Origin of the sequence: Dolichospermum sp. UHCC 0406 (assembly GCF_009712025.1) — a bacterium.
Taxonomy (GTDB): Bacteria; Cyanobacteriota; Cyanobacteriia; order Cyanobacteriales; family Nostocaceae; genus Dolichospermum; species Dolichospermum lemmermannii.
The window spans coordinates 363,829-384,219 of record NZ_VILA01000002.1 but is presented as its reverse complement, the minus strand read 5'-3'; the positions used below and the strand labels follow the sequence as shown (position 1 = coordinate 384,219).

Genomic DNA, 20,391 nt, shown 5'->3' with positions numbered 1-20,391 from the left:
TCCAGAAAAAGAATAAATATGAATTCTTATAGTTTATGAGTACAAGTGAAATACTTCACTCTATCTTATGGATGAATTTTAGCCACTAAAAGTTAATTTTTATGCAAATTTTCCATAAAAAACTGTTCTTTTTGCATAATACTGGGGGCGACAGATTCAGCACTTATGAAACTGGCATATTATCATAGTGCATCATCTCCAAAATATGTTATTCATCACCGAATATCAAGTCTAATGTCCTCAACAATATACATTTAGTCTGATAGTTGTATAAGTCTGAAGACTATTTAAAATATATATATTTATTGACTCAAGAAGAATTTACAGCAGGGTACGTTAATTAAGCTATGGTTGAGATCCCCGACTTCTCCGATTAATTATTTGCATGAGAAAATTGATCAAAGAAGTCGGTGATATTGGCAGAGGTTATTATTCACTTTTGCTGCAACTAATGAGAGTTTAATTTATGCCTACAGATCGTAATGTCATAGACATAATAGTTTTTTGAGAATTAGCTTCTGGACAGTTATCACAAGGACATCTTTGAATATAACTACCATCAGGTTGTAATTCCCAAGCATGACGATTATCTGCCAACATAATTCCTAAAATCTCTTGCAAGTCCTTAGCAATATCTTGGTCTTTAATGGGGGTAATGACTTCCACTCGACGATCTAAATTGCGACGCATCCAGTCCGCACTACCAATATATATTTCTTCTTGACTATTGTTGTAGAAGTAAAATATGCGGGAGTGTTCCAAAAAGCGACCAATAATGCTGATGACGCGAATATTTTCGCTCAGGTTTGGCACTCCGGGACGCAAACAACAAATACCGCGAATAATTAGGTCAATTTGTACACCTGCACGAGAAGCTTCGTATAGTGTAGAAATGATTTGTGGATCAACGAGGGCATTCATTTTAGCAACGATGCGACCAGAAAATCCATTGTGGACATTTTCAATTTCGCGCTTAATTAATTCCAGAAAGCGATCGCGCATATTCACAGGTGCTACCATAATTTCTCGATAGGATTTTTGGCGAGAGTAACCTGTTAAGAAATTAAACACATCTGTTAAATCTGCACCTAATTCTTCCCGACAACTAAATAAGCCTAAATCTGTATAGAGTCGTGCAGTTTTTGGGTTGTAATTCCCTGTACCAATGTGTACATAACGGCGCATTCTATCTTTTTCCCGGCGCACTACCAGAACAATTTTGCTATGGGTTTTTAAACCAACTAAACCATAGACAACATGAACACCAACACTTTCTAAACGCCTTGCCCAGTAAATGTTATTCTCTTCATCAAACCGGGCTTTTAATTCGACTAATACAGAAACTTGCTTGCCATTTTCTGCCGCAGCAATTAAAGCATTAACGATGGGTGAGTCCCCAGAAGTCCGGTAAAGAGTCATTTTAATGGCAAGAACATGAGGATCATGGGCAGCGCTAGTAATAAACCGGACTACTGTACCAGAAAAGGATTGATAGGGATGGTGGACGAGTAAATCTTTTTCACGAATGATGGAAAAAAAGTCTCTTCCTTCTTCTAGTTCGGGAACGTCAGCATCAATACAGGGTTCTCTGAGCCGTTGCAAGCGGGAAGGAACAACAGATTGACGGGGGGGATCTTTAAGTTCTGGTAATGGTAATGCCAGAAAATACATTAAATCCCGCAGTGCTAAAAGACCATCAATTTCATAAATATCGCTTTCGGTTAATCCCAAATCTTGTAAGAGCCGGGAACGAATTGATGCGGGGGTTTGGGAGCGAATTTCTAACCTGACGGTATTTCCACCCATGCGGCGTTTGCGAAGTTCCTGTTCAATAGCTAATAACAGGTCATCTGCTTCGTCTTCTTCTAGTTCCAGATCAGCATCACGGGTAATGCGGAAGGGGTGATATTCTTGGATACTCATCCCTGGAAAGAGGGATTCTAAGTTATGAGCGATCGCTTGTTCTAAGGGAACTCCGATCCAATGAGCAGTTTTACCATCTTCCTGAATTCCCAACTCTGGTGGTAAGGGTAAAAATTGTGGCAAGACTTTCGGGACTTTAACTATAGCAAAAGACTCCTCCTCAGTATCGGGATTTTTGACCACCACTGCCAGGTTTAAACTGAGATTAGAAATGTGGGGAAAGGGATGACCAGGATTAACAGCGAGGGGAGTTAGCACCGGAAAAACCTGTTCTTCAAAATAGTTATTTAAGTAATTTCGCTGTCTTTGATTCAGTTCTATGTAATCGAGAATATAGATTCCCTGTTTTACTAACTGTGGTCGCAGAACTTCCTCAAATTCTGCGTTATGTTTTTTGAGTTGGGGAGTCAAATGCAGACGAATATCATCTAGCTGTTTTGCTGGTGTGCGTCCATCTGGCGTTAATAAATTAATACTGGCTTCTACCTGTTGCTTTAAACCTGCTACTCGTACCATAAAGAACTCATCCAGATTGGAACTAAAAATGGCCAAAAATTTCAGCCTTTCCAACAGAGGAGTTCTGGGATCACAAGCCTCATGTAAGACCCGATGATTAAATTCTAGCCAACTTAATTCACGGTTAATATAGTATTGTGGATCGCTCAGATTTATGGAATCAGAATTCTTTTTTGGTTTTGCCATGATCACCTAGATTAAGGCAGATATTGCCCATAGAGCATGAATATCAATATCTTAATGGCTGGGGCATAGATTTTAACAATTCTTGGTATAGAAACCTGATTAAGTTGGCGATTTGATATTTTTATGTATAAAAAATATTTTATTCAGATACGAGAGCAAATTTAATTAAGTCTCAACAAATTTGATTGACAATGCGATGGATACTGTGGATGAGTAAGCTGTCGCGCACTTAAATTGTATAATTTGAAGGTGGAAACCCGCCTATAGCCTAGATTGGGTTCAAAAACTAGATGCGTGACAGCTTATAATGATTGCCTCATCTCCAGCAATGCTTATTTGCAAGTTAATATACTTATGGTGGTTAGAAAGTAAGTTCTGAAATCATGATAATTTTTAGAGAAATTCTAGTCATCTACCCTAAATTAAGTAGATATCAAGAAAATTTCTTGCTATTCTTAACGTGATCTTTGTTAGTTAGTACGGAAAAATAACTGTAATGCAACGCATAGCCATTCCATCTAAAATCAAACGTGCAGTTCTTGTAGAAGCAGGACATCGGTGTGCAATCCCCACTTGCCGATCAACAACAACTGAGATAGCCCACATAGTTCCATGGGCGAAAACAAAGGACAATTCGTTTGAGAACTTGATAGCCCTTTGTCCAAACTGCCATACTAGGTATGACCAAAAAAAAGAAATTGATCAAACATCTGTGCAGATGTACAAGCAGAATCTGGGAATCTTGAACAATCGTTACGGTGAAGTTGAACGTCGCCTGTTTGAGGCTCTTGCAAAGTCAGAAGATCGGGTATTTGTATTGGGTGCTGCGGGTGATTTGATGGTCGCAAATGCTGTAAGAGATGGTTTTTTCTTAGATAAACAAATTGATGGGATGTCATATTTGGCTGACAGTCCTTCTGGGATTAGGAAAATGTTTCCACTGACATTTACTTATTGGGTAACAGATAAAGGTGTTGAGTTTATTAAACGCTACGCCAGTGGATTTGATATTTCATAAATTTAGTGGGATAACCTTATAGGTTCAGTTAACACAAGAAGACCTAACATGATTTGTTGGATTGCACTGTCGATCATATAGCGCACATTAAGCAGAGTTACGATATCAAATGAGTAAGATAGGAATAATATTTGATTTGTGAATATTTTCTAGGAGAGAGATCCCTGACTTCTAAAAGAAGTCAGGGATCTAGTAGTCTGTCAAATTATAAATGACTGGTTATTAATTTTATGTCTATTTATCTGTTTCAAGCTACTCGTCGGCGGTTAGCGATTTGGTACACTACTATAACTGCGATTTTACTATTATTATTTGCCAGTGGAGTATATTTGTATGTTCGCAGTACATTAATTGAAAGAATTGACGATACATTGTATCATGTCGTGGAAGTTGTCGAGCGTTCTTTGGTAATTGAACCGATAAACTTTCAACCAAATCAAGTGCGAGTAAATGTAGAAGCTAGTTTTCCTAATAATGCTGAAAATACCGAAGATGATCGGATTGATTTAGAGTGGTTTAGTCCTAATGGTGAATTATTGTGGTCAACTTTTTCGGCAATACTAGATATTCCTATTCATACTAATCATACAGGTGAAACTGTGCAAATAGAAGGCATAGGAGGATGGGGAGAATCTGCACAGTTATTTAGACAAGTTACAAAAAGGATAGAAAAAGGAAGACAGGTTTTAGGATATTTACGAGTAAGTCATCCTTGGTTTGAGGTAACGAAACCTAGCAGAGAATTAATTTTTGATTTGGCTTTAGGTATCACTCTAATGATCTTGTCAGTAGCCGCTAGTGGTTGGTTTTTATCTGGCAAAGCTATGGAACCAGTTGGAGAATCTTACCAACGCTTAAAACAATTTACTGCTGATGCTTCCCATGAATTAAGAAGTCCGATTGCTTTGATTCAAACTAATGTGCAAATTGCTTTGGCTGATTTGGATGCACGGGAAGAAGAAAAAAATACAGTTCAATATAAACAACAATTAAAAGTAGTAGAACGACTTACTCAACGATTGGGAAAGTTAGTTAATGATTTGCTATTTTTAGCTAGACAAGATAGTGGGATTAATACAGATTTATTTTCATCTTGTCCTCTTGATGCTTTGTTAATGGAAGTTGTAGAAGAACAACAATTTGTAGCTAGAGAAAAACAAATTAATCTGGGTTTGAACTTAGTTGATTCTCCGTTGACGGAAGTTAATCCCGAATTATTAGAAAACTGGTTTACTCTCACGGGAAATTGGGAGCAATTAGTCAGATTATTTACAAATTTGATTGGTAATGCCTTGCAATATACTCCACCCCAGGGAGTAATAAAAGTAGAGTTAGCAAGAATAGAGGGGATAAATCGAGTTACAGGAATGCGTTACACTAATTCTCATTTACAAGTAAAAGTTAGTGATACTGGCTCTGGTATTCCTGCGGACGCGCTGCCAAAATTATTTGACCGCTTTTATCGAGTTGATCCGGCACGAAGTCATAAAGGTGGGAAAACGGCTACAGCCACAACTACTGGTTCAGGATTAGGATTAGCGATCGCTCAAGCCATTATCGAGCATCATCAAGGACAAATTCAAGTAGCCAGCAATCTGGGTGAAGGTACTACTTTCACTGTGATTCTACCCATTTTTGATAAGAGGAGTCAGGAGTCAGGAGTCAGGAGTCAGGAGGAGGAAGAAGAAGAAGAAGAAGAAGAAGAAGGAAGAAGGAAGAAGGAAGAAGGAAGAATAAAATTACTCATTGACAACTGACAACTGACAACTGACAACTGACAACTGACAACTGACAACTGACAACTGACAATTGACCAATCTATCTGATAGCGTGGCGTTAGCGATAAGATTCCAATATTCGGACTAGTAGGTGGTAGTGTGCCAAAATATATTCGGTTGATTTCTCTTTTAGTTGCCTGTAGTGTATGGAGTTTGCCAAAAGCTGCTCATGCTCAAGCATTTATTCCGCATACAGTGCAAGTTGATAATGCTCAATTAGAGAAACAGGGCTTGAATTTAGCCCAGCAAGCGGCTCAATTAGCTCAGTTTCAGCAGGTTGAACCAGCTTTGCTCAGAGCGCAGTTGGCTACGAAATTAGCCCCGCAGAATGACAAAGTATGGTGGCTACTGGGGAGTTTGCATTTACAAAATAAAGAATTTGATCAGGCTGTTACCTCCTTGAGCAAAGCCCAAACCCTCAATCCTAAAAATCCTGAAGTGCAGTTTGCGTTGGGTTCAGCTAAGTTTCAAAAAAAAGATTACCAAGGAGCTATTACCAATTATCAAGCTGGTTTGAAATTAAAACCCAATTATTCTGGAGGGTTGTTTGATTTGGGCAATGCTTACTTGATGTTACAGAAATTCCCAGATGCGATCGCTCAATTCAATTTAGCAGTCAACCAAGATAAAAAGTTTTGGCCAGCAATTAACAATATTGGTTTAATCAAATACGAACAAGGTGATGTCACCGGAGCGATCCAGCAATGGCAAACAGCAGTTAGCATTGATAAAAAAGCCGCAGAACCTTTATTAGCTTTAGCCGTAGCTTCCTATAATCAGGGCGATAAACAAAAAAGTTTACAAATGGGAGTATCCGCGCTCCGCATAGATTCCCGTTATGCTGACTTAGATTTTCTCAAAGAAAACCTGTGGGGCGATCGCTTACTTACAGACACCAAAAAATTCTTAGAATTACCACAAATTAAATCAGCCTCACAGCCCCAGGAGGAAGCACCCTAATAGGGAGTAGGGGGAGTAGAGGGAGTAGGGGGAGTAGGGGGAAAGAATTTGCCAACGGACAACGGACAACGGACAACTGACTATTCTGGTGGTAAAAGAGCCATAATTTTGTCAATAAACAGTTGGTGATCAACCACAGGCTTAGAAATATAAGCATCAGCACCGCTTTGGTTCAAAAAATTCTCCCGATCTCCTTCCATCGCGTGTGCGGTCACTAAAATCACTGGTAAGTTGGCTGTTTGTCGGTTAGACTTTAACATCTGTGTAATTTTGATCCCATCAACAGACTTACCTTGGTATACACTACGTGATAGGGACACATCCATTAAAATCAGGTCAATTTCACGAGCTTGGGCAATTTCCATGACCTCTTCTACATTTTCCGTATGTTTTACCCCCAATCCCCCGCGTTTACTCAGAATTTTAGAAAAAACGCGAGCATTAATTAAATCATCTTCCACAATTAGAACAGTTTTCATGAGACTTTATATTAAATAGGGTTAACACCTGACCAATCTGTATTGTATTTTTAATAATCTATAAGCTTAGATCACATCAAGGATAATACTACTGCTTTTTATCTTCATGAGTATCAAGATTGTGTGAGTATTTCTATTTAATCCGTTATGCTGTGATTGCGGAGCGTGTCAACTTCTAGCGGCTGTTGTGTAGTCAAAATTCAGGGAAAAACCTCATGGCAAAACAGTTAAACCTTCTCTCCAAGGGACAGGTCATCACCACCGCCCTACACACCGAAATGCAACGGTCATACCTAGAATATGCCATGAGTGTGATTGTGGGGCGAGCCTTACCAGATGTTCGAGATGGGTTAAAACCAGTACATAGGCGGATTCTATATGCCATGCACGAACTCGGTTTAACACCAGATCGACCTTACCGAAAATGCGCTCGTGTAGTGGGAGACGTTCTCGGTAAATATCATCCTCACGGTGATCAATCAGTTTATGATGCCTTAGTTCGGCTAGTCCAAGACTTTTCCAGCCGTTATCCCTTACTGGGCGGACATGGTAACTTTGGTAGCGTTGATAATGATCCACCGGCAGCCATGCGTTACACGGAAACCCGTCTTGCACCGGTGGGACATGAGGGAATGTTGGCGGAAATTGCCGACGAAACTGTGGATTTTACTGGTAATTTCGACAATTCCCAACAAGAACCAACCGTACTCCCGGCTCAATTACCATTTTTGTTACTGAATGGTTGTGCAGGAATTGCCGTAGGGATGGCTACAAATGTCCCCCCCCACAATTTGGGAGAAATCGTTGATGGCTTAATTGCCTTAATTGACAACCCAGAGTTAAGCGATGAAAAATTATTTCAATTAATTCCTGGTCCCGACTTTCCTACTGGTGGGGAAATTGTTGATCATGGCGGCATTAGAGAAGCCTATACCACTGGTAAAGGTAGTATTATCATGCGCGGCATCGTCACAATGGAAGAAATTCCTGCCACCAGGGGAACTAAACGCCGGACAGCATTAATAGTCACTGAACTGCCCTTTCAAGTTAATAAGGCTGGTTGGATTGAAAAAATCGCCGATTTAGTCAACCAAGGTCGTTTACTAGGAATTTCTGACATTCGAGATGAGAGTGACAGAGACGGAATGCGTGTAGTTATTGAACTCAAACGCGATACAAATCCCCAGGAATTGCTCCAGCATTTATATCACCAAACTGCTTTACAAACTAACTTTGGCGCGATTCTCTTAGCTATAGTTGATGGACAACCCCGCCAATTAACCTTACGACAACTATTAGACGAATTTCTCAAGTTCCGAGAACATACCCTCAACCGTCGCTACAGTTACGAATTAGGAAAAGCGGAAAATCGGGTAAATATCCTGGCAGGATTACTGAAAGCTTTAGCAAATTTGGATGATGTTATTGCTATATTACGGCAAGCGCCCGATGGCAGTACCGCCAAGATGACACTTTGTAATCGCCTAGATTTAAGTGATGTCCAAGCAGATGCCATTTTGTCTATGCCCTTACGTCGTCTCACTGGGTTAGAACAGCAAAATTTACAACAGGAATTTGACCAACTTAACCAGGAAATTAGTATATTGCGGACATTACTGGACGACAGACGGGAATTACTCAAAGCCCTGAAAAAAGATTTGCGAACTCTCAAACGGAAGTACAATGATCCGCGACGGACGAAAATAATTCACACTACAGAAAAACCAGTTTCCGAAGAGAAAGGTAAAGCTAAAGCAGCAGCAGTAGCCGCAGAAGAACATTCTCCAGCGAAAATCCCCACTCCTAAACCGGAAGCACCGCTAGAGGAAACTATTGTCGAAGTTACTCAGCGGGGTTATGTGCGGCGGATTTCCCCCAACAGTAAAAAAACAAAAGGGGAAAATGGCTTGCTAGATCATGATTTCCTGATCCAAACGGCATTAACTAATACTCACAAAGACCTGTTAATCCTCACTAGCGGTGGTAAAGTCTATCCCATTACGGTGGGAGATATTCCTTTGACTACTGGACGTAGTTCGACTTCGCTCACTACAAGTTCAGCACGAGGAACGCCATTGATTACGATGCTTACCAGTACCGCTCAAGGTAACACGGAAGGTATCATTACTCGGTTCTTGTTGCCAGAAAAACCCGAAACGTTGGAAATGGTTCTGTTAACGAAGGAAGGACGGATTAAACGCCTATCTTTGTCGGAATTTGTGAATTTCTCACGGCGAGGAATTACAATTTTGAAGCTTAAAGATAAGGACGAATTAGCGTTTACCCAATTCCTCAGCAGCGGAGAACATCTAATTTTGGCGAGTTCTAGCGGTCGTCTATTAAGGTTTCCCGTCAATGATGAACAACTACCGATTATGGGTCGGGCTGCAATGGGTTTACAAGCTTTCCGCCTTTTGAAAAATCAGCAAATGGTTGGTTGTGTCAATGTCAGTAAATATAACCAATTATTGCTGGTGACGGAAGAAGGATATGGCAAAATTATAGCTGCAAATCAGTTGAGGGCGGCTAGTCGGGGGGATTTAGGGGTACAACTTGTGAAGTTTAATAATAAAACCGACAATTTAGCGGCTATGGTAGCAGCAAAACCAGGTTCGGAGGTTGCATTATTGACAAATAAGGAGCGAGTTATCCGCGTATCAATAGATGCAGTTCCTAATCTCAACAAAGATAGTAAGGGTGAAAGTATTTGTCAACTTAATCGGGATGAGAGGATTATTAGTGTGGTGGAAGTAGAGTAGGATTTTGACAGTCCCCGGTCTCTAGATACGGGGATTTTTAAGACCAAATCAATCATTTTAACGGCAATGTCAGTAATAATTTTTATTTACTCTCTTCTTCCTTGTTCTTTTAATAATATATCCATCCATTCTCGATCTTCCGCTAACAAGTCTGGTACAGGAGGAATATGATAATCTAAAGTTAAATCAAATGCAGCTTGTTCATATATTTCTAAGAACAAATTCTGTAAATTTAACTCTATTTCCTCCTCTCCTTTTTGTAGAGGTATGGGAAAATTAGGTATAGTTTGTTTGACGGAAAATGCAAATAATTGAGCCGATGGAAACCGATAGGATCTCACAATTAAAATGCGATAATCTGTATCAGAAATCCTGGTAACAATGGGCATTTTTTCCCCAGTTCTAATTAAGTCAATTTCTACTAAGTTAGTATCACTTTGCAATATTTTCTCCCGTTTATCTAAATAGGATTTTCTACCTTCTTTAGTTTTTTTATTAGTGGGAGAAAGTATCTCAATTATAGTTACTACCTTACCTGTAGAAACTTCTCTAATTTCTAAATATCCTTCTTTAATTTCTAAAGGTAATGGTAAGGTTACAGTAATCGCCTTATTTTCTGTTTCTGTGGATAAAGTTGCTATTGCAGTTTTATGAATATTTGGTTTTTGTGCTTGTTTAACTGATAAAATTGCTACATCAGGAATACCAATTAATAAAGAGTCTTCAGTATCAAGTCTATAGGTACGTTTTTCAATAGCTACTCGATATTGAGGACGCAAAGTAGGAGAGATAGCAATAGCGATCGCTGTAATTAATCTATGATGTACTTCTGACCATAAATCAGGATTTTCTAAGTAGGGATTCATCCCTGGAAATGGTGAACTCATAAATTTATCACTCTAAGAGTTACTCGTTTAGTATAGCATTTATGCAGGTTTTGCTCTGGATGCTGGTAAGTATTCAAATAAAAATATAAATCTCAGTTTTTTTGCGTTAATATAACTCTAGATGCTGAAATTTACGACTATGACCTCAAATTTTGCCTTCTTAAAACGACTATATAACGCTTTTGACCCATTCCGACCTTTACCTGCTGGAGATCCTGCTTATGTGGATTGTACCGATGTGCGGGGAGATGGTGACATATTGGAAGCGGTAGGGAGAGAGATATTATATTCTGACAGAAAAACCTGTCAATTATATGCAGGTCATCGTGGTGCAGGTAAATCTACAGAATTACTAAGACTACAAAAATATTTAGATGAAAACGGTTTTTTTGTCGTCTACTTTGCGGCTGATGAACAAGATATTGATCCAGAGGATGTTCAATATACAGATATTCTTTTAGCTTGCACACGCAATATTTTAACAGCATTTAAAGATAGAACTGATTCTCAAGCTGTATTGAATTGGTTAAAAGAACGATGTGAAGATCTAAAAGATTTATTACAAACAAAGATTTTTATAGATGAATTATCAATTGAAGCACAGGTTTCACAATTTGCCAAAATTACCACTAAAATCCGAAGTGAACCCAGTGAACGCCAAAAAATTCGTCAATTGATTGATCCTCATACTACTACTTTAATTGAGGCGTTAAATGAATTTATTCGAGATGCTAAAAAAAATCTACTTTCAAAATATTCTGAATTGGTCTTAATTGCTGATAGCTTAGATAGAATTGTCCCTATAATTCAAGCAGATGGTCGCAGCAATCATGACGAAATTTTTATAGACCGTAATGAACAACTCAAAAATTTAGATTGTCATTTAGTTTATACTATCCCAATTTCTTTACTTTATTCTGACCGCGCAGCATCATTAACAGAGATTTATGGACTTCCCCAAGTTTTACCGATGATTATGGTAAAAACTCCTGAAAATGAGCCTTTTTCACCAGGACTTGATAAAGTTATTGAAATTCTCCAAAAACGACTAAAGAAAGTAGATCCTAATAAATCTATTGTTGATTTATTTGAAAGCAGATCATCTTTAGAAATGTTATGTTTAATGAGTGGCGGTCATGCGCGGAATTTATTATTATTAATGAAGGAAGCACTCAAATATACAACGTCTTTACCTATTACTGACAAAGCCTTGCAGCGTTCAATTAGCGAATTGCGAAAGACATATAAAGATACCATTTATGCGAATGAATGGAAAGATCTGGCAAATGTTCATTATTCCAAAGAAATAGTTAATGATCAGTTACATCGGGGTTTATTATTTAATCGTTGTATTTTAGAATATCGCTATCTCGAATCAGAGGGAGGAAGTAACGTTTGGTATGATATTCATCCTCTAATTAAAGGAATAAAAACATTTCAGGATGCCTATAATCAATTATATCCTGGATAGTTAGACCTCTCCCTAACCCTCTCCTAACAAGAGAGGGGACAGGAAAAAGTTTAGATGCTGTGAATTTTCTATTTTTGTTCCCCTTCCCTTCTAGGGAAGGGGTTAGGGGTTAGGTTTCTGGTATATCCTGGATAGTTAGACCTCTCCCTAACCCTCTCCTAACAAGAGAGGGGACAGGAAAAAGTTTAGATGCTGTGAATTTTCTATTTTTGTTCCCCTTCCCTTCTAGGGAAGGGGTTAGGGGTTAGGTTTCTGGTATATCCTGGATAGTTAGACCTCTCCCTAACCCTCTCCTAAGAAGAGAGGGGACAGGAAAAAGTTTAGATGCTGTGAATTTCCTATTTTTGTTCCCCTTCCCTACAAGGGAAGGGGTTAGGGGTTAGGTTTGTGGTATATCCTGGATAGTTAGACCTCTCCCTAACCCTCTCCTAAGAGGAGAGGGGACAGGAAAAAGTTTAGATGCTGTGAATTTCCTATTTTTGTTCCCCTTCCCTTGTAGGGAAGGGGTTAGGGGTTAGGTTTTTAAAGTCGTAATATTAATAACAATTTTATTAAAAAATCCTCTAAAATTATGCCTCTTAAACTCACTGATTGGGATCAAGATTTACCAATAGAAAAAGATGAAGAATATCAAGCCTTTATTCGTACACTTCAGTTTACAGACGGCTTTAGTATATTATTTGTGCGTTGTTCTCCGGCCGGAGGTGAACAATTAATTAGTCAAGTGAAAGCAGATATTCATGATCAAAATATAGAAGTTATCAAATTAGATAAAGATGTGACGAATTTATATGCAATAGTTGATAAATTACCTAACAAAAACAATATCAATATATTATTTATTACAGGCTTAGAGTCTTCATTCTATAAATACGAAGAAGCCAAAACTTTAGTAGGTTGGAATAGTCGACAAACTCATCATTATAGTTGGGAAAGTGTACCACCGATTTTAATTAATATCAACCAACAACGAGAACGGTTTAGAGATAGTTTTAATATTTGTTTTATATTTTTATTACCGCAGTTTGCAATTAAATATTTTATTCACCGCGCCCCCGATTTCTTTGATTGGCGTTCTGGTTTATTTGATTTTCCTTTAGATTCAAAAACTCTAGAACAAGAAGCTACAAGGATTATTCGGGAAAGAAATTATGAGGAATATGTAAAATTAACGGATGAAGAAGCAAATAAGAAAATTCTAGAAATTATAGATATTATTGAACATGAAATAGATGATGAACAAAAAGCTAAATTATTTTTTGGATTAGGTAATTTGCAAGGAGTTAGAAAAGATTATGAAGAAGCCATATCTTCCTACGACAAAGCTGTGGAAATTAAACCTGATTACTACGAAGCTTGGTACAACCGGGGCATTTCCCTAGGTAATTTAGGCAGGTATGAAGAAGCCATATCTTCCTACGACAAAGCTGTGGAATTTAAACCTGATTATCACAACGCTTGGTACAACCAGGGCATTTCCCTAGATAATTTAGGCAGGTATGAAGAAGCCATATCTTCCTACGACAAAGCTGTGGAATTTAAACCTGATTATCACCAAGCTTGGAACAACCGGGGCATTTCCCTAGGTAATTTAGGCAGGTATGAAGAAGCCATATCTTCCTACGACGAAGCTGTGGAATTTAAACCTGATGATCACCAAGCTTGGTACAATAAAGCTTATAGTTATTCCCTGCAAGGTAATATTGAACAAGCAATTGAAAACCTAAAAACAGCAATTAATTTGCATCCTGAAGTTAGAGAATGGGCAAAAACTGATTCAGATTTTGATGCTATTCGGGAAGATGAACGTTTTCAAGAATTGATTAAATAAATTAGGTATAATAGGCATATACTGAATGTTATTAATTATGAATTTATTATCATGTATTCTAAATTTTAGCTTTATATGAGTTCTTTTTTTCAATATATCTGAAGATTGGGAAGTACAGTATTTGCGGTGATATTAAGTAGAACGCACTAAAATACCGCTATCAGGTTCAATAGCAATGTACCAACCATAGTATTTATCTAGTTCTTTACTCCCAACTCATCACTATGACACAGGACCACGACCATCATCATCACCACGAACATGGACACCATCACAGTCACGCCCCAGCCACATTTAGCCGGGCTTTTTCCATTGGAACAGCGCTGAATGTAGGATTTGTGATTATTGAAGCCACTTATGGCTACTTAGCACACTCCTTGGCTTTGTTTGCTGACGCGGGTCATAACCTAAGTGATGTCTTGGGACTCCTCCTAGCGTGGGGTGCAAGTTCCCTCTCCCGTCGTCCTCCCAGCCACCGCTATACCTATGGATTGCGTGCTTCTTCGATTTTAGCTGCTTTAGTAAATGCTGTGGTCTTGCTTTTGTCTATGGGTGCTATTGCTTGGGAAGCTATTTGCCGCTTTAATGATTCTGGTCCAGTATCGGGAGAAACTATTATTGGTGTTGCCCTGGTCGGCATTATCATTAATACTGCTACTGCACTCATGTTTATGTCAGGACGCAAAAGCGATTTAAACATTCGGGGAGCATTTTTACACATGGCTGCTGATGCCTTGGTATCCTTGGGAGTTGTGGTAGCTGGAATTGCGATTTTATTCACCCATTGGCTGTGGCTTGACCCATTAGTTAGCTTAGTGCTGGTGGCTGTTGTCGTCGCCGGAACGTGGCATTTACTTAGAGACTCCGTAAATTTAGCACTTGATGGTGTACCAGCAGGAATTGAACTGCGGGCTGTGAAAAATTACTTAATTGAATGTCCTGGGGTGTCAAAAATCCATGATCTTCACATTTGGGCTATGAGTACGACAGAAACCGCACTCACAGTTCATTTAGTCATACCAGAAGGTTATCCTGGTGATGCTTTTTTATGGGAAGTTTGTCACGAACTTGAACACCATTTCGGGATTCAACACTCTACTATTCAGGTAGAAACGGGGGATTCGGCGTATCCCTGTGCTTTAGAACCAGACCACGTGGTTTAAGCATAAGATCCTGATCTACACATAGTTGCAAAAAAAAATATAAATAAATGTTATTTTTTTCAGAAAAATGTTATATTTATTTACATAAGACAACAAAGCTTAGTAAATCCTAATTGGAGTGCTGATCATGACTAATGCAACAAAAACAGCTAAAGCACCTGTAGCTACAGATCGCAACGCTTGGCAATGGGGTTTTACACCGGGAGCAGAAATCTGGAACGGTCGTTTAGCAATGATTGGTTTTTCAGCAGCAGCTTTGATTGAACTATTTTCTGGTCAAGGCTTTCTCCACTTCTGGGGTATTCTGTAATTTCTCCATAACATAATTTTTGAGTAATCAAAAGCCTGGTAGTTGATAATAACTGCCAGGTTATTTATTTGTGAATATTAAGATGCCTAACTTGTGTATCGGCTCAAGTTCATCTTGTTACTTTTCAAGAAAAAAGAGAATTTTATAATTTAACATCAGAAATGAAATACATTCTTCTATTCCTCCCGGAAGCTTGCCGTAATTACTACAGATATATAAGTTGATTTATCAATATTATCAATATTTTAATTAGACCATTTGGTTCATTAATAAAATTAATGTTCTGAAATTTTCATGGCCTTTTTAACTTTATTTTTAGATAAACATAAGTTACAATTATGTATTGATATTATCAGCATATAATTATATTATTAAAATTCTCTACCAAACCACTCTTGTATTTATTGCTCCTTATTGAGAATATATCTAATAAATTTTTCTATCCAAAATCTATTTTTTTAAGTTAAAGGTAATTTTTTACTCCTTTTTTATTAATTAATTTCCGTAATAAACGATTGTGACAGTTAAGGGTGCGGAATGTGGGTTACAACTAAGTAAATTTGAAAACCCTATTTCCAGAGAAAAATTAAGACAAAGTTTAAATTTACCCTCAGTTGATTTTAATAATGGTTTACAATCCTTAAAACAACGGTATTTAGTAACCAAAATCAAAGAATATAAAATTCTGTTTAAATTATCTCCAGTTTTTCAAGAATATGTGAGAACTTGTTGTTAATATAAAAAGCATTACAAAATCTATTAATTTATCCGCGTTTATCCGCGTTCATCTGCGGTCAATTATTCTTAGAATCTTATTCTATGCACCTTCATTATAACTGTTGGGTTTTGTTACCTCAACCCAACCTACAACTAAATTTCTCTTCACCAATCACTCATTATCGAATAAGCTGCATTGCTGAATTAAAAAACTGCCGACATAAACCTTTGGTAATTAAAATAGTTGTTAATAAGTTTGTGACAGCTACCATAAAAATAATTAAAATCTCATAGGACACAGCTTCCAGCGGTGTGATACCGGCTAATAATTGTCCATTGGTAAAGGTTGGTATTGTTACCATACCAATCAACATCATTTGATTCAAAGTCGGCATAAGTGCGGCGCGAATCGCCTCTTTGCGGTAGGGCTTAATCGCCTGTTCAGCAGTTGCACCTAAACTTAAATGAGTTTCTATTTCCGTGGGAAATTGGTTGATACTACTAACTAGACGTTCTCCGGCTATTGCGGCTGCATTCATGGCATTACCCAGCAAGATGCCAGCTAAGGGAATGATATAACGTGGTTCATACCATCTTTCTGGTTGAATAATTAAAAAATTGGTATAAAGCAATGTTAAGGACGTGCTGACAAAAATCGCACTTCCAGCTAAAGGTAAAACTTGCGGAATTTTTTGACTGATGCGGTTGCGAGTAATAATTACAGTAATTGTCAAAATTATTGCTAAAATTCCCAGTACCGCCCAAACATTGTTAACGGCAAAAATGAAGTCAAAAGTGTATCCTAATACAAGTAGTTGGAGGATAGTTCTACCAGTAGCTACGCTTAAATTTAATTCTAGTCCTAATTGCTCCCACGCCGATATCCCAATGGCGATCGCCATTAACCCTATAGCTAACGCCAAATCTACCATATCCAGTTTGATTAGCTCTGGCATAGTTTCTCTACCTCTTAACAATTAAAAACTTTACGTATTACAGGGAATAGGGAACAGGGAAATCTTTTTAATTCTTCCTTCTTTATCCTGACAACTGACAACTGTACGGGCGAAGCATTTGGAGAACTATTTTTGGCAATGACCGATAATTTATCTTCCAAATGCTTCGCCCCTACTGACAACTGTACGGGCGAAGCATTTGGAGAACTATTTTTGGCAATGACCGATAATTTATCTTCCAAATGCTTCGCCCCTACTGACAACTGTACGGGCGAAGCATTTGGAGAACTATTTTTGGCAATGACCGATAATTTATCTTCCAAATGCTTCGCCCCTACTGACAACTGTACGGGCGAAGCATTTGGAGAACTATTTTTGGCAATGACCGATAATTTACCTTCCAAATGCTTCGCCCCTACTGACAACTGACAACTGACAACTGACAAATAAAACCTCATGATTAAAAGTGTAAATTCGATTCCGGCCTTTGATATTAAACAACAATATGCCACCATTGAAACTGAAGTAAGTGCTGCTGTCTTAGCGGTTCTGGCTTCTGGGCGTTATATTGGTGGTCCAGCAATTACAGATTTTGAACAACAGTTTGCAGCTTATAATGGCGTAAGCGAATGCGTAGCTTGTAACTCTGGTACTGATGCCCTATTTTTAGCATTACGCGCTTTAGGAATTGGGGCAGGTGATGAAGTTATTACCACACCATTTACTTTTTTTGCGACAACAGAAGTTATCAGTGCCGTTGGAGCAATACCAGTATTTGTAGATATTGATGCGACTACGTTTAATTTAGATGTAGAAAAAGTAGCAGCAGCGATTACAGCAAAAACCAAGGCAATTATGCCAGTGCATTTATTTGGACTCCCTGTAGATATGACAGGATTAATGGAAATTGCCAAAGCTCATAATTTAGCAGTAATTGAAGATTGCGCTCAAGCTACCGGTGCAAGTTGGGAAAATCAAAAAGTTGGGAGTATTGGACATATTGGTTGTTTTAGTTTCTACCCTACCAAAAATCTCGGTGGTTGCGGTGATGGTGGGGCAATTACCACAAATGATCCAGCGATCGCTACACAATTACGAGTTTTGCGAGAACATGGTAGTAAAGTAAGATATATTCATGAAGAAATCGGTGTCAATAGTCGTTTAGATGCTATTCAAGCCGTAATTCTGCAAATTAAACTCCGCTATCTCGATCTTTGGAATAACAGACGCAAGCAAATCGCTGATTATTATTACCAACACCTCAGTCAACTTTCTGATATCATTGTCCCCCAGGAATTTACCTCCGGAGTTGGTGTTTGGAATCAATACACCATTCGCATCTCTGGAGAAAGACGTAATGGTGCAAGTGGTAAATATCGAGATTCCGTAAAAAACCAAATGCAGGAACAGGGTGTTAATTCCATGATTTACTATCCCTTACCTTTGCATTTGCAACCAGTATATAAAAATTTAGGTTATCAACCAGGACAATTGCCAGTATCAGAACAAGCAAGTCAAGAAGTTTTATCTTTACCCATGTTCCCAGAATTGGAGCAAGAACAACAAGATAAAGTCATTGATACTTTGAAAAATTGTTTATCTTGAATTTGTCAAAGTGCGAAGAAGCAGGGGGCAGAGGGGCAGGGGAGAATATCTTTACTCTTGCCTCTTGCCTCTTGCCTCTTGCCTATTGCCTATTGCCTATTGCCTATTGCCTATTGCCTATTGCCTCTTGCCTTTTACTTCTTACGCAAATGTGCGAGTATTTGCAGTCGCTAAAGCTTCTACTAAACTCCGCACGGCAGCAATCATAGCGATTTCGCTGTTGAGTTGGTTGATAGCCGAACCGACACCAACACCAGATGCACCAGCAGCGATCGCTAAAGGTGCAGTAACATTAGAAATACCAGAAGCACACAGTACAGGCACAGAAACCGCACGGGCAATTTCATAAGCTGCGGCTAAAGTAGGAGCAGCCTTTTCAATTAAACCCAAAGTACCAGGGTGAATAGGATTGCTGCTAGTACCACCTTCAGTTTGAATAATATCAGCACCCGCTTTCACCAAATCTTCAGCCAGTTGTACCTGTTGGTCTAAGGTGAGAATATGGGGAACAGTCACAGATAGGGTAATTTCTGGCAGCAAGGCACGGGTTTGGCGAGTTAGTTCCAAAACCTCAGCAGCTTCAAATCTGCGTCCTTGGGCGTAGAAAGAATCGAAATTACCAATTTCAATCAAATCCGCACCAGCAGCCACAGCAGTGACAAACTTCTCTGGTTCAACCGCAGATACACAAATAGGTAACTTAGTCAAGGTTTTCGCCAATCTTACCAAATCCACATCAGCAGCAATATCCACAAAAGTCGCACCACCCAAATCAGCCGCTTTTACAGTTGCAGCCACACTAGCAGCATTGAAATTATTCAAACCGCTAATTACCTTTAGTACAGGATGAGCAAATGCCCGGTTGAGGTTAGGATACATAGTCATAATTTTTTTTTGCAGCTTATTTCAGTAGGAATATTTTTACACTAAATATAGCAATATTTAATTTTGAAAAAAATTCAGTCCACTTCACTCCAGTAATTTCCTCAATTAAATAGTAGTGAAGTGTCTGTAATTATGGATACTACTGGTAGATGTGTTTTTAATGACCTGACACCAATAACTTATATTTTGCTTGTACTTAGAATTAAATAAAACTGCGATATTTACTTATCTTAACCAGCAACTTTTTCCTCAAGGGGCTTAAAAGTCTTTTTCGTCGCACCGCAAATAGGACAATTCCAATCATCAGGAATATCTGCAAACGCTGTACCTGGTGCAATTCCCGAATCAGGATCACCAGTAACCGGATCGTAAATCATACTGCATTGTCTACAAATCCATTTTTGCGTTTGCGGATCTTCACTGACAACTCTGGTGACAGCTTCTCCACCGTTTAATACTTCTAAGGCTTCAGTGTAGCGATCTGCGTGATGATTTTCAATGAATTTAAGTAATCCAAAACGATGGGCTGCGGTGCGAAATGTGTTAGCATGATCACTAGATTCTTGAGCTTGTTGGAGAAATTCTGCCGCTGCGGGATGATCTCGATCAGTTTGGGCAGCAGCAGCGAATTCAGGATACATTGTTGTATATTCATAGGTTTCACCTGCGATCGCTAAAGACAAACAACGAGAGATAATTTCCCGTTTTTGTGCATCAGTTAAAACCGCCGCGTCTTTAACTACAAGTTCTGGATGTAATAATTCAAAATGTGCAAAAGCGTGTTCAGTTTCTTGATCTGCTGTTTCTTTAAAAAGTTTCGCTAAATCGGAAAAACCCAGTTTACGTGCTACTGCTGCAAAAAATAGGTATTTACGATTTGCCATTGATTCCCCACCAAAGGCTGATTCTAAATTTTGTAGTGTAGTAAAATTGGACAAATCCATAAT

17 protein-coding genes are annotated in these 20,391 nt (G+C 38.5%); 10 read left to right on the top strand and 7 right to left on the bottom strand.

The annotated features are described in order from the left end of the window. Positions 1 to 459: 459 nt before the first annotated feature. Complete coding sequence (gene ppk1, locus FJR09_RS04100) at positions 460 to 2,625, bottom strand: polyphosphate kinase 1 (RefSeq protein WP_168652760.1); 2,166 nt, start codon at positions 2,623 to 2,625, stop codon at positions 460 to 462. A gap of 496 nt (positions 2,626 to 3,121) precedes the next feature. On the opposite strand from ppk1, the gene FJR09_RS04095 reads away from it, so the two are divergent. The 3 genes from FJR09_RS04095 to FJR09_RS04085 all read left to right on the top strand — a co-directional run bounded on the left by FJR09_RS04095 (position 3,122) and on the right by FJR09_RS04085 (position 6,381). Beyond that, positions 3,122 to 3,643, top strand: coding sequence for an HNH endonuclease (locus FJR09_RS04095; RefSeq protein WP_051155158.1), 522 nt, complete (start codon positions 3,122 to 3,124; stop codon positions 3,641 to 3,643). Between the two features lie 242 nt (positions 3,644 to 3,885). Next, positions 3,886 to 5,400, top strand: coding sequence for a cell wall metabolism sensor histidine kinase WalK (locus FJR09_RS04090; RefSeq protein WP_254433030.1), 1,515 nt, complete (start codon positions 3,886 to 3,888; stop codon positions 5,398 to 5,400). A gap of 120 nt (positions 5,401 to 5,520) precedes the next feature. Beyond that, the gene (locus FJR09_RS04085; protein ID WP_168631842.1) at positions 5,521 to 6,381 is read left to right on the top strand and encodes a tetratricopeptide repeat protein; all 861 of its coding nucleotides are present in this window, start codon (positions 5,521 to 5,523) and stop codon (positions 6,379 to 6,381) included. 80 nt (positions 6,382 to 6,461) lie between these two features. Here the strand turns inward: FJR09_RS04085 and FJR09_RS04080 are convergent, their stop codons facing one another. Further along, positions 6,462 to 6,860 carry a response regulator gene (locus FJR09_RS04080; RefSeq protein WP_168651609.1) on the bottom strand — a complete coding sequence of 133 codons (399 nt, stop codon included), beginning with the start codon at positions 6,858 to 6,860 and terminating at the stop codon, positions 6,462 to 6,464. A 215-nt stretch (positions 6,861 to 7,075) separates the two neighbouring features. Here FJR09_RS04080 and FJR09_RS04075 point away from each other — a divergent pair, with 215 nt between their 5' ends. Further along, on the top strand, positions 7,076 to 9,619 hold the full coding sequence (locus FJR09_RS04075; protein ID WP_168651608.1) for a DNA topoisomerase (ATP-hydrolyzing) subunit A: 2,544 nt from the start codon (positions 7,076 to 7,078) through the stop codon (positions 9,617 to 9,619). An 86-nt stretch (positions 9,620 to 9,705) separates the two neighbouring features. Here the strand turns inward: FJR09_RS04075 and FJR09_RS04070 are convergent, their stop codons facing one another. Further along, the gene (locus FJR09_RS04070) at positions 9,706 to 10,506 is read right to left on the bottom strand and encodes a DUF4058 family protein (protein ID WP_015078043.1); all 801 of its coding nucleotides are present in this window, start codon (positions 10,504 to 10,506) and stop codon (positions 9,706 to 9,708) included. A 139-nt stretch (positions 10,507 to 10,645) separates the two neighbouring features. Between FJR09_RS04070 and FJR09_RS04065 the strand changes: the two genes are divergently transcribed. The 5 genes from FJR09_RS04065 (at position 10,646) to FJR09_RS04045 (ending at position 16,017) form a co-directional block, all read left to right on the top strand. Next, entirely contained in the window at positions 10,646 to 11,977 is a 1,332-nt protein-coding gene (locus tag FJR09_RS04065; protein ID WP_168652580.1) for an AAA family ATPase, read from the top strand. 571 nt (positions 11,978 to 12,548) lie between these two features. Beyond that, positions 12,549 to 13,808 carry a tetratricopeptide repeat protein gene (locus tag FJR09_RS04060; RefSeq protein WP_168654018.1) on the top strand — a complete coding sequence of 420 codons (1,260 nt, stop codon included), beginning with the start codon at positions 12,549 to 12,551 and terminating at the stop codon, positions 13,806 to 13,808. A 224-nt stretch (positions 13,809 to 14,032) separates the two neighbouring features. Further along, positions 14,033 to 14,971, top strand: coding sequence for a cation diffusion facilitator family transporter (locus FJR09_RS04055; protein ID WP_168652578.1), 939 nt, complete (start codon positions 14,033 to 14,035; stop codon positions 14,969 to 14,971). Positions 14,972 to 15,098: 127 nt separating this feature from the next. Further along, complete coding sequence (locus FJR09_RS04050; RefSeq protein ID WP_015078050.1) at positions 15,099 to 15,281, top strand: chlorophyll a/b-binding protein; 183 nt, start codon at positions 15,099 to 15,101, stop codon at positions 15,279 to 15,281. A 517-nt stretch (positions 15,282 to 15,798) separates the two neighbouring features. Then, entirely contained in the window at positions 15,799 to 16,017 is a 219-nt protein-coding gene (locus FJR09_RS04045) for a hypothetical protein (protein WP_015078051.1), read from the top strand. Between the two features lie 160 nt (positions 16,018 to 16,177). Here the strand turns inward: FJR09_RS04045 and fetB are convergent, their stop codons facing one another. Together fetB and FJR09_RS04035 are read right to left on the bottom strand one after the other, a co-directional pair. Further along, on the bottom strand, positions 16,178 to 16,954 hold the full coding sequence (gene fetB, locus FJR09_RS04040) for an iron export ABC transporter permease subunit FetB (RefSeq protein WP_015078052.1): 777 nt from the start codon (positions 16,952 to 16,954) through the stop codon (positions 16,178 to 16,180). Positions 16,955 to 16,968: 14 nt separating this feature from the next. Beyond that, complete coding sequence (locus tag FJR09_RS04035) at positions 16,969 to 17,379, bottom strand: hypothetical protein (protein WP_254433027.1); 411 nt, start codon at positions 17,377 to 17,379, stop codon at positions 16,969 to 16,971. A 31-nt stretch (positions 17,380 to 17,410) separates the two neighbouring features. Here FJR09_RS04035 and FJR09_RS04030 point away from each other — a divergent pair, with 31 nt between their 5' ends. Next, on the top strand, positions 17,411 to 18,559 hold the full coding sequence (locus tag FJR09_RS04030; RefSeq protein WP_168653549.1) for a DegT/DnrJ/EryC1/StrS aminotransferase family protein: 1,149 nt from the start codon (positions 17,411 to 17,413) through the stop codon (positions 18,557 to 18,559). A 141-nt stretch (positions 18,560 to 18,700) separates the two neighbouring features. Here the strand turns inward: FJR09_RS04030 and FJR09_RS04025 are convergent, their stop codons facing one another. Both FJR09_RS04025 and FJR09_RS04020 read right to left on the bottom strand, forming a co-directional pair. After that, complete coding sequence (locus tag FJR09_RS04025) at positions 18,701 to 19,444, bottom strand: DUF561 domain-containing protein (protein WP_015078055.1); 744 nt, start codon at positions 19,442 to 19,444, stop codon at positions 18,701 to 18,703. Positions 19,445 to 19,674: 230 nt separating this feature from the next. After that, on the bottom strand, positions 19,675 to 20,388 hold the full coding sequence (locus FJR09_RS04020) for a rubrerythrin family protein (RefSeq protein ID WP_015078056.1): 714 nt from the start codon (positions 20,386 to 20,388) through the stop codon (positions 19,675 to 19,677). Positions 20,389 to 20,391 lie beyond the last annotated feature (3 nt).

Coding starts and splice junctions, on each gene's coding strand:
- FJR09_RS04095 (WP_051155158.1), top strand. CDS start 3,122: ATGCAACGCATAGCCATTCCATCTAAAATCAAACGTGCAGTTCTTGTA.
- FJR09_RS04020 (WP_015078056.1), bottom strand. CDS start 20,388: ATGGATTTGTCCAATTTTACTACACTACAAAATTTAGAATCAGCCTTT.
- FJR09_RS04025 (WP_015078055.1), bottom strand. CDS start 19,444: ATGACTATGTATCCTAACCTCAACCGGGCATTTGCTCATCCTGTACTA.
- fetB (WP_015078052.1), bottom strand. CDS start 16,954: ATGCCAGAGCTAATCAAACTGGATATGGTAGATTTGGCGTTAGCTATA.
- FJR09_RS04030 (WP_168653549.1), top strand. CDS start 17,411: ATGATTAAAAGTGTAAATTCGATTCCGGCCTTTGATATTAAACAACAA.
- FJR09_RS04065 (WP_168652580.1), top strand. CDS start 10,646: ATGACCTCAAATTTTGCCTTCTTAAAACGACTATATAACGCTTTTGAC.
- FJR09_RS04050 (WP_015078050.1), top strand. CDS start 15,099: ATGACTAATGCAACAAAAACAGCTAAAGCACCTGTAGCTACAGATCGC.
- FJR09_RS04060 (WP_168654018.1), top strand. CDS start 12,549: ATGCCTCTTAAACTCACTGATTGGGATCAAGATTTACCAATAGAAAAA.
- ppk1 (WP_168652760.1), bottom strand. CDS start 2,625: ATGGCAAAACCAAAAAAGAATTCTGATTCCATAAATCTGAGCGATCCA.
- FJR09_RS04080 (WP_168651609.1), bottom strand. CDS start 6,860: ATGAAAACTGTTCTAATTGTGGAAGATGATTTAATTAATGCTCGCGTT.
- FJR09_RS04055 (WP_168652578.1), top strand. CDS start 14,033: ATGACACAGGACCACGACCATCATCATCACCACGAACATGGACACCAT.
- FJR09_RS04075 (WP_168651608.1), top strand. CDS start 7,076: ATGGCAAAACAGTTAAACCTTCTCTCCAAGGGACAGGTCATCACCACC.
- FJR09_RS04070 (WP_015078043.1), bottom strand. CDS start 10,506: ATGAGTTCACCATTTCCAGGGATGAATCCCTACTTAGAAAATCCTGAT.